We start from the raw sequence: 10,332 nt of genomic DNA, 5'->3' as shown, positions 1-10,332 counted from the left end.
ATCTCCGGTCCAGAGTTACACGAATCGTTGGTCCAGAGATCTGCGAACTATTGGTCCAGAGTTACACGAATCGTTGGCCCAGAGATATAAGAAAAGTCAACCTTGGGCATGGATGGACAGAACCAGCCACCTTCGACAAGGTTGGCTCCTCCAAAATTGTCCTGTATTCCAAGTTGATTCGACTGATAGTCAAAGCAAAGCTCATAGCCCATCTTCCGCAAGGGAATTTGGAGCTTCTCGAACTTGGAGTTGGGGAGATAGGCTCGGTCGCCCACCACCCAACCGGGTTGATAACTGCGTTCGATGAGTGACTCAAAAGTTCGTCTCCCATGACCCGAGACATCGTGTCCAGGCCTATCAAAGTCGATTGCCACGCTAATCCGAGGGAAGTCGATCTTGGGTCCGAGGCTCGCGAGAGTGATCAGCGTTGCCTCATAGGACCAGAATGCCGCTTTGTAAGACTTTGTACCATCGTCATGGTGATTGCCTTCTCGAACATAGCGCCCAGCATCGGGATTATGACTGACGCGATCAGACCTGACCCCATTGCCTTGCTTGCCCCACGTTGCCACCGGTGTAGCATCGATACAGTAGATGGGCGCGAGCTCATGATACGCTTGGGGACACTGCTCTCTCGCCCATTGCACCGTCGCATCAAGGAGCTGATTACACACCCAGAACAACGTCTCTTCCCTCTCCTGGCGTCGGGTTTTCTTACGCTTGGCCAGCACGTCGGCGTATTCTTGCTTCGTGAGGCGTTTCCACTTTGGATAGGGATAGGGGTCGATTACGTCAGCGAACCGAACCCAGGCGCGATACACCGCATCGTAGCGCGCCCTATCAGTGAGAGAACTGCGAATCCCGAGTTCTCTGATGAGATTCTTACTCAGGTAAGGAACGAGCGCAGAGGCATGCTTCAAGAAGATAGAAAACTCGAGAAGTGCGAGCGTCATCATGAGGGTTAACACAGCACGATCATTGATCAAGGCTGGTCTCCCGCCACCATGGTGCCGAGGCAAGGCCCCTTCCGTCTGCTGATCTTTCAACGCATCGCGTTGGGCCCGCTGCTCGGCTCTTCGCTCGGCTATCGTTTCACAGATGTCACTGTGGTCGATGACCCACAGCGCAAGTCGCGCGGTGTCGTTGATCACGCCTTTGTCGAGGTTGCTGATCTTCATTGATCCCCCTCGACTCCGCGCATCGCCCTTCGATACTCAGAGATCTCGGGATCCCTAAGGAATGGCAGGTATCGGTCAAACCCCTCAAGAGTGTCGATACCTGAGGCTTTACGAAGACTGAGGATCGGTGTGCCACAACGGAGGTGATAGCAGATCCATGTGGCCCGCAGCCTTGGCAACAAGGGCTTTAGCCCCTTGCCGCTCGAGCGAGCGACAAGATAGCTGACCGCATTGTTGTTGTAGCTTGTTCGCCCTATTCCAAAGAGGGGCAAGCCAGGCCCGATGTCATTCACGGCATCGACGATGAGTTGCTCCCACTCAGCGAGCACCGGGACCTCTCTGGGTCTCCTGCCATTCACACGCACGAGAACCCCGTCTGGGTCGATGGAAACGTCGTCAGTCTTTAGGCGCAGGAGATCCTCGGTCGTTAGCCCTGCTCCAGCACCGACAGCCAAGAGGACGCTGGCATCTCGGCGTCTCGCGTGGGTCTTTTGACCCTGTGCCCAACTTCGGAGGCTGACAAGTTCCTTGTCGGTGTAAGGAGCGAGAGCCTTGGCTCTTTGAAAGGCGACGTGCTCGACCTCGTGAGACCCATTTTGGAGCTTGCGCAAGAGCTTTTGAACCTTGCGCATCCGAGATCGGTAGGTGCCCAGCGTATTTGAGGTAAGACAAGCGAAGAGTGCGCCAAAGCACTGCTCAATCAGGGCATCATCGAAGACGACTTCTCGACGCAACTCACGCCCCGAACTTTGCCACACCCACACGCCGAAGCGAACCAGCGCCGAAGCGAGTTTCAGGGCCTGATTATCTGTCAACATCGGACCAACATCTGCCATGATGTCATAGACAAAGGGGCGGACCGTATCCCAATACTGCTCTGGAATCTGCGGTCGATACCGAGCCAGCGCCGGGGTGAGTCTCTCCTCGGACGAAGAGAAGTTATGAGAATCTAACCCAACATCGTTGGGGTCTGGTATAATAGACATTGTGAGGGGTAAACCTCCTTACGCAATGATTGGACATCGAGTCACTCAGCTGTCGGAAAACTTCAGAGTGACTCGATGTTTATTTTTAACGAGCTTTATGTTGATCTACATGGCTAACGGATAGGCGCTGCCTCCTTCGTTAGTGTTCAGCCTTTCAACGTGGGCTGATTCATGGTGGGGTGTTGACTCCAGTGGAGTCTGAACGCCCGCTAGGCGGTAACGTCCCCGTTCGACATTCTCAATGACCCCGCCTCTGTTAAGACGGAACAAAGCGGCCCGTAACGTCGCCATAGGCTTCGTTCCTGTTGGCATCCAATCTTGATTGGTCAGCTCTGCCTCGATCTCTGCCGCATTCCAGTCATGGGTTGGGCGAGTCCTCATTACTATCTGGACCGCCTCGCTGAGACTTGGTGCCTTTGTGCTGACGGGAACCTCTTGCAAAGGGGTTTCAGAGTTGCTCCGCACTGTTCGCTTGTTGCTGAGCCGAGTTCCTATCAAGTTTCCAAGCACTCGAAGCGTTACTTCAAGCGATTCGACCTGCTCATTAGCCTCGGCAACTTGCAACCGTAGAGTCTCTGCTCTCCTCTTAGCATCATCGAGTTCGCGTTGGACGAGCTCAATTGCGTCCGTGGGGACCAACATGTTTTCATCACTTGATAACGTCATGCACTCTATCATACACACTGTATATTGCAGTCCGGTCACTCAATACACAAAGAGATGGTCTAAGTAGGGTCGTAATCTCGAGATTTCTCTCGCCTCCATGAAAACTATGACAAACAACGTGCTGTAACCGCCTTCCGCTCCGACTGTCATCACACAGCTTTGCTTGAGTATGACTGGGGCCTACCCACGTAGGATATTGACCTTGTTGATCCTACATAGCAAGTGGCTGCTGCGTGGATGCGTCAAATGCTATTTGTTATGCATAGAATCAGCATCATGGAGAGGCCGTTACCTACGCAGCACATGTCCCCAAGTCAGGACCCGCATACGCGTGTAACCGTACAGCAAGCCTTTCATAAACATGCTCGCACTATGATGCACCAGCTATCCGGACTCCCCATTCGACCAGCTAATGAACATGGTGCCTTTCCACCGATCATGTCATTGTTACCCGTGCTCGATGTCCCACCAATCGTCCTTGACACTAACGTTTTGCGTGCTGATCTTCGCCATAGTATCAAGAACCACCGCAGAACTGCCCTGGTCAATCTTGCCAACAGTGGAGTGATACGGTTATTTGTGTTGTACCGCATGTATTGGCCGAGATGGAGGAACACGGTACAGAGTGGGCAATTGATCTGTCGATCGACGTCGATGAGTTCTTCGAAACCTATCGAGACCTCTATCTCCCGCTGCTACGTTGCACCGAGGTCTCCGAAGACCTCCTCACTAAGGACGAAGCCGAAAGACTTGCAAAGCTGGCCAGGATCGATCCCGATGACGTACCGTCAGCTGCCCTCGCGATGGTGTTCGGTGCTTGGTATCTGACCAAGGACCGCAAAGCGCGCGAGTGCGTCTATGGCTCCGAGGTCGACCACAAACTCCATGACGCTTGGCTTAAGGGACTTGCCGCCAACGGGGATGTCACCGCGATCCTTACCACCTATGCAGTGGGGTATGTGGTTGTGGTTTCTGCATTAATAGGCAAGGGCATTGCCGGTGCAACCAGGGCAATCTGGAACAAGAGTCCTTGGTTTCTCTCGGCTCTACTAGCAGGGCTCGCAGGACTTGGGACTTTCGCCTGGAAGCGCTACGGCTCCAAGGAGAGTCGGCACACGTTGGGAGAAGGGATTGAAGTCGTTCTGGAGATCATCGCTGGCGGTTATGACTTCCTGACCCAGTGCCAGGCCGAGTTTGAGCTCCGCTTTCCAGTTTCACCGGAGCGTTCCCTTCAATCAGAACAACTCGAAGGCGCGTACTATCTCACCAGACAATGCTTGTTCTCACTTGCCCGTCTGCCTGAGGGCAACGCATCGGCAAGGGAGCTCTACGACGCGCTGCGCTTGTCGGTAACGGGCCAGGAGCGAACGATCCGCACGATTCTTCGCACCCAGGCGTGCTTTGTTGAGGTGGGTAGGGGACGGTGGCAGGTTGGGAAATCGGTGGGTGCATAGAGCAATTGATCAACGCCAATTTCTTGTTGTCGCGAAAGACAAGTCGTGGAGCTCCAACTCCTTCCGGCCCACCATGCTTGTTCTCGGAGAGCTCTTGAGTGGCACAAGAATGGGGGTTGGCGTTGACAACTCAGGTGCTCCATCGTTATCGGACACGGAGGCGCGGCCCCCAGGGAGATTCTAAGATGATTGAGGACGACCAGTGCTATCTCGCTACGTTCTGAAGAAGGTCGATCATCAGGTCGATTTTCTGGCGAAGCTCGTCGAACGTGATGATATCAATCTCACGCTGATTGTTCCGGAATAACTCGAAGCTAGCCACCTGCTCGTCCTCCTGGAGCTGGCTTGTAGAGCCGATGATCAGTAGGCCCCTGGGACGGAAGATCTCAACAAAAAGTGTACGAGATACTCATTAGTTAATGTCCAAAACGTTAACTGCCGTCCGCCTAGGGACCTTCTTTCATCTCCTCCTCAGTTGGTCGGTTGATCCAGACTTCGGTGTTGAGAGTGGGTGGGGTTGGAATCTTTCTCACAAAGCGCTCGGGGTGGGTTTTATAGGCGTCACGTAACACCTCGGCTCTTCGTTCGGTGATCACCCCCATAGACCTTAAGGACATCAGCGGGCGTCATGACCCCTTGAGAAACACCAGCACTCGAGCTTCGACCATCTATCTCCGATTGGAGCTCGAACAAGCCGCTACTGTAGGAGGCTGTAAGGTTGAGCGGGGTTCAGTGTCCCATTTGGTGATCAAGTCCAGTTCTTCCAACGATGCCAAGTGGTCTCGGTGATGCCGAGCGTCCTTGCTGCCCCCGCAACGCGTTTGCCCTTGGTCAGCATTCGATCGCCCTCTGTGAGTTTTGCGATCACCTGGCGGTTACCGGTCGGAGAATGAGGACGGCTCCCGATGGCTCCACCCTCAGCCGCTCAGGCGCAAAGCTCGAACGCACAACCGCCCGGATTACCTTTGTTGTCGTACCCTTCCCGCGCCATTGAAGGAGAGTTTCCCCGGGTCTCTGACGATGGCGCTCGCTGCATCTCTTCAGCGGCTTCGCACGCAAAGGCGTGGACTTCGCGAGCATCACCGATTCGATACACACGACCACTCCTGTCGGTCGCTTCGTCTCTCATGTGATGGCGAGCCTTGCACAGATAGCGCGAGAGTTGGTCGTAGAGCGAACACGAGCGGGACTGGAGGCAGCACGGGTTCATAAACGAACTGGCGGACGGAGGCGAGTGATGACAGAGAGCAAGATGTAGGCTGCCCGCATCCTCCTAGCATCAGGTCTCTCACCACGGGAGGTAGCGTCGAACCTCGGGATATCGGTAGCTTCACTTTTGCGTTGGCTACCGGCCGTAAGCCGTACGTAACTCGTCATCGAGCCATTCCCGTACCTGGTCTTGATGGGCTGACCAGGCCAGCCACGTCGCCTGTTCCCAGTCATGCACGACGCGAAGGATTACAGTCTCTTCGGCATCAGCGACATCTCTCACCGTGATGGTAAACGAAGTCGGCGACGGTTGAAGGACCGGGTAGTCGCGGTGCGCCATCCGACCGATCAACCCCCTTCGATGCTCGCCAGAAACTCCGCGTTCCAAGCCGGCGCAAAGACTAATGAGATGAAGAGCAACTGACTGGCGATTCCGTCGCTCGGTGTTCGTACCGTGCTGTGCGGCGTAGGCATTGACGAGTCCCTGTGGCGGACCCGTCCTTTCGACGGCACCTGGGAACTTTCTGTTGAGGAGCGAGCAATACAACGACCAGCATCCCGGTGCAGCACGCATGTAGGTGTGCACTGGCCCGTCAATCTCGGTAACAGTTGCACCACATCCGAAGCACTGGACCTCAACCATAGCGACACCGTTCGGGCGTGGGCGACCTCAGCGCTAGCAAGACGTCAGGTGGTTCGCACTTCGTAGGTCTCCAAAGCCCGGCAAGGTGGGGTCTACGATACTCCATTGTCGCCGTCATCACGTTTGATTATCAAGCCCAATTGCACCACAGTCTTCTATCAGCTTGTTCTTCTCTAGGCTTCACCTAGACATCACACTTAGACGCCACTGCGTATAGTCCGGAGCCTATTGCCGATCCACTAGTGGATTGTGCGCCCTATGCGAACGCCTCTAGGTAGTTCGGCCACTCATGAGTCGCTTCGTGGCCTAACGCTTTTGTGATACGCCCTCGCGGCCGATGTTCATGAGAGGTTGACAAGCTCTCTGCACGCATTGCATTCGATGGACGGAGTAGCGTATCGGTGGGGAACGTAGCCTGGGTAAGGCAGTCCTAGCATTTGCCAATAGGAGCAGTCTGTGTCAACTACTAGTACTAAGCGAAGCCGAGGACCGCTAGCGGTTGGGCTCGTGGTGGTCGTTATCGCCGCCACAGTGATGGCTTTTCTCTTCACTCGTAAATCAAATCAATTGAGTTCGTCGCCACCATCGGCGCAGTTGGGTTCGCCCGTGCCCCAGGACGTGCTGGCGCGTGTCACCGATATCCAAGAGAGTGTACTCAGAAAGGTCGGAGTCGATCCGGCACTGATCTCTCGTCCCCAGGTGATCAAGGGAGGCAAGCCGCTCACCCTGAATGGCAAGCCCGAACTTCTTTATATAGGGGCAGAGTTCTGCCCATTTTGCGCGGCTGAGCGTTGGGCAATTGTCGGGGCACTCTCGAAGTTTGGGACCTTCAAAGGTCTAGAACTGATGGAGTCGAGTGGTACCGATCGCTATCCCGACACTAATACGTTCTCCTTCGTGCATGCGAGCTATAGCTCTCCGTATCTGTCAGTGGTCACTCGGGAGGTAGGCACGCGAGCTGATACGCCGCTGCAGAAGCTGACCACCAAGGAGAATAGTCTGCTACAGACCTACGATGTACCGCCGTATGTCCCTCCCAACTACAATGGCTCCATCCCCTTCGTCGATTTTGCGAACACGTTTGTGATCAATGGTGCGAGTTACTCTCCCCAGGTACTCGCTGGATTGAATTGGCAGACCATTGCGGCGGCACTGTCGGACCCGAGTTCTCTGGTTGCGAAGTCCATAGGAGGAGCGGTAAATGAGATCACCGCGACGGTGTGTGTGATGACGCACAACCAGCCAGGATCGGCATGCAAGACCCCACTCATTCAGAATCTCGAAAGAAAGCTCTAGCTGATTACACCCAGTGGGTGATCTGGCTCGCGCTTATGCTTGTCCCGTTCCCTAGGTCTCAATGGCAGTTTGTACGCGACGATGCGCGGACCATCCACTGAATCAGCGGGACCTTATCAACCTGCAAGGCCAATCTTTCAGAGACTAATGATGCCTATGACTGTTCGCCACCAGCCACACACTCCATCTGTCGCTCCCTGAACTCAAGCTCCCAGATCAAATGGTGACGGATATGGTCAGCGAGGATCTCAAGCGATCTATCAGCCAAGTTCATCTCACTGAACTCATCGATCCAATCGGGAACACGGTCTAGTCCTCCCCATAGGCGAACCCGATCCTCTCGGCCTTCTCGTTCTCAATGGGCGAAGAGACTGGCTTGCCACGAGCTGATACGAAGTGAGGGCGACACGCTTTGGCCAATATCCGTTTCAGCCGTAGTGGCCACTCCTCCAACACCCGCCTCAATCAGATCAGCGATCGCAAAGAGTACCTCGGGTCGCTCGGCAATGTTGAGATCCTGGGCCACAAGCCAACAGTCTAGAACCTTAACCAGGACCAAATCATCTGCCCACCCGAATAACACTTCCTGTCTTTAACTGGCACTCCCAGAAACACTCTGCCAAACTTCCTGCTAGATGATAATCTTTCGGAAATATTTGAAAATCTCGTACAATCGTCGCCACGATGTGTTAGGTTTTGAATTGCGCCAGACGATGACTCTGGTAGCGATGATTACCATAGGGAGGTAATGATGAAGGTACGAAACATGGTTCGGGGGGGCTATTGTAGCTGCCAGTCTTGGACTCGCTAGTGTTGGAACTGGGATGGGGTTGAGCTCCAGTGTCTCGACAGTGTCTGCTACTGGGGCGGCGCCAAATATCCAGTCCCAAGTTGTCGCTCCGGGAGATGCCCAGCCAGATACTGTTGTTGGTGGTGGCGGGGGAGGGTTGCCGACTGCACTTAATATTTTAGCGTTTTGGGACACAAGCCGGGGTACGGTTATCCCCTTACGTCAAGGTAATCCCAGTGGATTCGGAAAGACCCACATCGAGAGTAAGCACCAGCTCTACAACATGAACCTTGTTGCGGCGACATTCGCAAGAGGTCAGTCGGAACCAGATCCAAATCGTGCAAACAGGTGGGTCTTTACTGCCGATTGGGTAAATACTTATGGCAGAACGATTCAAATCGTCGCGGTTGAGAGCCAGAGCCACACTGGAGTAGTTGGCTCCACGAGCTACCCTCTGTCAGACCCCTTCGGTGTTGTGACGGCTTACTGTCAAACCATCCAAGGCGTCTATATGCCTACCTGTCCGCTTTGGGTGAACGACACCTCATTTTCCCCGCTCGGCTAGGGTTTCGCCATGGCTGACCAACAGTACTTTGAGCGCCTTACCAGGGAGATGGAAACCCTCGTCTCCGATATGAACCACAGGTATCAAGTGCAGGACGAGAACCGTTCCAAGTTCGACATCCAAGCTCTTCCTCCTGGAATGCCCAGACCGACACGCTGGCAAGACTGGCGCTACGTAGAGTCTGGCTCAGTCATTGAGATCGATGGGGAACTATACGGCTGCCTGGAGATGCGCCACTACCGGACCCCTGGGTGGTTGATCCGCATTCTCATCGTTCCTGTTGAAGGCCATGTGTATTTGAATGAAGACTACGTAGCGCCCTGGACGCTCACCACGGTCTACATCGACGAGACCATCGAACCGGGTTCGTTCCACTTCAACTACCAGTACAAGGATGAAAAGAACAAGGTGATAGAGTGGGTTCTTGATCTCCCGAGTGGAGGGATCGAGTATCCAAAGCTCCGCTGAGCGGGTACCGGGCGACTCCCGCACCGTCGATCGTGTGGACGAGTCGCGGTCATGGGCAGAGGAACTTTTCTTGCTGAACGATGCTACCCCGCAGAGGTGGGGGGTGGGCTGTTGTTGCTACATCACTAATGGGTCAAGATGAAGTGTGAAAGCACTTGAGGGATCTGACCCCACGGCGCTTGACTGAATTGGCTCCACCTTCAACACCACGGGATTGGGAGGAGGTTTTCGCAGGCGACATCGGACATCCCTGATCCTGCACTTTCCTTTCAGGATGTGTGTAACTACCCAGATTGCGAGGTCGGTTAAGAAAAAAGGGATAATTGCAAAGTTCACAGAGGATAGGCGTTCCATTGGGTCCTGTAAAATCCCAGCTCACATGAGTTTCGCAGACAACCCTTGTCTCTGGTTAGCCTCCCGGCGACAATCGGGAGCGAGCCAACTCGCCGGGGAAGTATCAGCATGAGGGGTGGCTCAGACACTGTACGAGTGCTATTCGAGCTTCCGAGCACGACCCAGCCCCCGAACCCTTGGCACGGCTGGCTTCCGCGATGGCTTTGGGCAGTAGAGCTGAGACCCACATTTGAGCTCGCCGGCACCCACGCGTGCCTTGCCCCCACTCATTCCGGGTGCTATCGTGAAGCCAAGAGAGGGAGGCATGGATGCTGGTACTTACCCGTAAGGATGGAGAGCAAGTTCAAATCGGTGAGGGGATTCTCATCACCGTCGTCGAGGCGAAGTCTGGTCCGGTAAAGATCGGGATTGAGGCTCCACCAGAGGTGATGATCGTGCGCGACGACGCACGGACCATCCGCTGAATCAGCGAGACCCTATCGATTGGCGAGACCAATCTTTCAGAGACTACTGATGGCTAAGACTGCTCACCTTCAGCCATCCATTTCCGCCGTCGCTCCCTCAACTCAAGCTCCCAAATCAAATGATGACGGACATGATCAGCGAGGATCTCAAGCGATCTATCAGCCAAGTTCATCTCACTTAAGCTCATCGACCCAATTGGGAACACGGTCTAGTCCTCCCCATAGCCGAACACAGATCCTCTCGGCCTTCTCGTTCTCA

At 54.6% G+C, this 10,332-nt stretch carries 11 protein-coding genes and 2 pseudogenes; 6 read left to right on the top strand and 7 right to left on the bottom strand.

Translation table 11 applies throughout. The annotated features are described in order from the left end of the window. Positions 1–47 precede the first annotated feature (47 nt). From M7Q83_RS13280 to M7Q83_RS13270, 3 genes are all read right to left on the bottom strand, one after another. A complete protein-coding gene (locus tag M7Q83_RS13280; RefSeq protein ID WP_298339807.1) occupies positions 48–1,178 on the bottom strand; it encodes a hypothetical protein in 1,131 nt (376 codons plus the stop codon). Then, positions 1,175–2,164: a hypothetical protein gene (locus M7Q83_RS13275; protein WP_298339803.1), complete on the bottom strand. Its 990-nt coding sequence runs from the start codon at positions 2,162–2,164 to the stop codon at positions 1,175–1,177. The genes M7Q83_RS13280 and M7Q83_RS13275 overlap by 4 nt, the downstream gene beginning before the upstream one ends. A gap of 105 nt (positions 2,165–2,269) precedes the next feature. Continuing rightward, the gene (locus M7Q83_RS13270) at positions 2,270–2,830 is read right to left on the bottom strand and encodes a hypothetical protein (protein WP_298339800.1); all 561 of its coding nucleotides are present in this window, start codon (positions 2,828–2,830) and stop codon (positions 2,270–2,272) included. 605 nt (positions 2,831–3,435) lie between these two features. Here M7Q83_RS13270 and M7Q83_RS13265 point away from each other — a divergent pair. Beyond that, complete coding sequence (locus M7Q83_RS13265) at positions 3,436–4,284, top strand: hypothetical protein (RefSeq protein WP_298339797.1); 849 nt, start codon at positions 3,436–3,438, stop codon at positions 4,282–4,284. Between the two features lie 205 nt (positions 4,285–4,489). On the opposite strand, the gene M7Q83_RS14390 is transcribed toward M7Q83_RS13265, so the two are convergent. Both M7Q83_RS14390 and M7Q83_RS13260 read right to left on the bottom strand, forming a co-directional pair. Next, positions 4,490–4,669, bottom strand: coding sequence for a Shedu anti-phage system protein SduA domain-containing protein (locus M7Q83_RS14390; protein ID WP_366526423.1), 180 nt, complete (start codon positions 4,667–4,669; stop codon positions 4,490–4,492). A gap of 61 nt (positions 4,670–4,730) precedes the next feature. Then, a pseudogene (locus tag M7Q83_RS13260) lies at positions 4,731–4,901 on the bottom strand (hypothetical protein); the annotation flags it as partial. A 413-nt stretch (positions 4,902–5,314) separates the two neighbouring features. Between M7Q83_RS13260 and M7Q83_RS14385 the strand changes: the two are divergent. Beyond that, a pseudogene (locus M7Q83_RS14385) lies at positions 5,315–5,653 on the top strand (recombinase family protein). Here the strand turns inward: M7Q83_RS14385 and M7Q83_RS13255 are convergent. Beyond that, complete coding sequence (locus M7Q83_RS13255) at positions 5,630–6,136, bottom strand: DUF5946 family protein (protein WP_298339793.1); 507 nt, start codon at positions 6,134–6,136, stop codon at positions 5,630–5,632. The pseudogene M7Q83_RS14385 and the gene M7Q83_RS13255 sit on opposite strands and share 24 nt — an antisense overlap. A 456-nt stretch (positions 6,137–6,592) precedes the next feature. Here M7Q83_RS13255 and M7Q83_RS13250 point away from each other — a divergent pair, with 456 nt between their 5' ends. Then, positions 6,593–7,432: a DUF929 family protein gene (locus tag M7Q83_RS13250; RefSeq protein WP_298339791.1), complete on the top strand. Its 840-nt coding sequence runs from the start codon at positions 6,593–6,595 to the stop codon at positions 7,430–7,432. Between the two features lie 355 nt (positions 7,433–7,787). Here M7Q83_RS13250 and M7Q83_RS13245 read toward each other — a convergent pair whose 3' ends face one another. Then, positions 7,788–7,958 (bottom strand): hypothetical protein, encoded by a 171-nt coding sequence (locus M7Q83_RS13245; RefSeq protein ID WP_298339788.1) that lies wholly within the window; start codon positions 7,956–7,958, stop codon positions 7,788–7,790. A gap of 298 nt (positions 7,959–8,256) precedes the next feature. On the opposite strand from M7Q83_RS13245, the gene M7Q83_RS13240 reads away from it, so the two are divergent. The 3 genes from M7Q83_RS13240 (at position 8,257) to M7Q83_RS13230 (ending at position 10,073) form a co-directional block, all read left to right on the top strand. Beyond that, on the top strand, positions 8,257–8,787 hold the full coding sequence (locus tag M7Q83_RS13240) for a hypothetical protein (RefSeq protein WP_298339785.1): 531 nt from the start codon (positions 8,257–8,259) through the stop codon (positions 8,785–8,787). Positions 8,788–8,796: 9 nt separating this feature from the next. After that, positions 8,797–9,255: a hypothetical protein gene (locus tag M7Q83_RS13235; protein WP_298339782.1), complete on the top strand. Its 459-nt coding sequence runs from the start codon at positions 8,797–8,799 to the stop codon at positions 9,253–9,255. A 662-nt stretch (positions 9,256–9,917) separates the two neighbouring features. After that, positions 9,918–10,073, top strand: coding sequence for a carbon storage regulator (locus M7Q83_RS13230; protein ID WP_298339780.1), 156 nt, complete (start codon positions 9,918–9,920; stop codon positions 10,071–10,073). The last annotated feature ends 259 nt before the right edge of the window (positions 10,074–10,332 follow it).

The sequence above is a fragment of the Ferrimicrobium sp. genome (assembly GCF_027364955.1).
Lineage (GTDB): Bacteria > Actinomycetota > Acidimicrobiia > Acidimicrobiales > Acidimicrobiaceae > Ferrimicrobium.
Note: the sequence above shows the minus strand (reverse complement) of the source record. Positions and strands in the feature narration are given on the sequence as shown.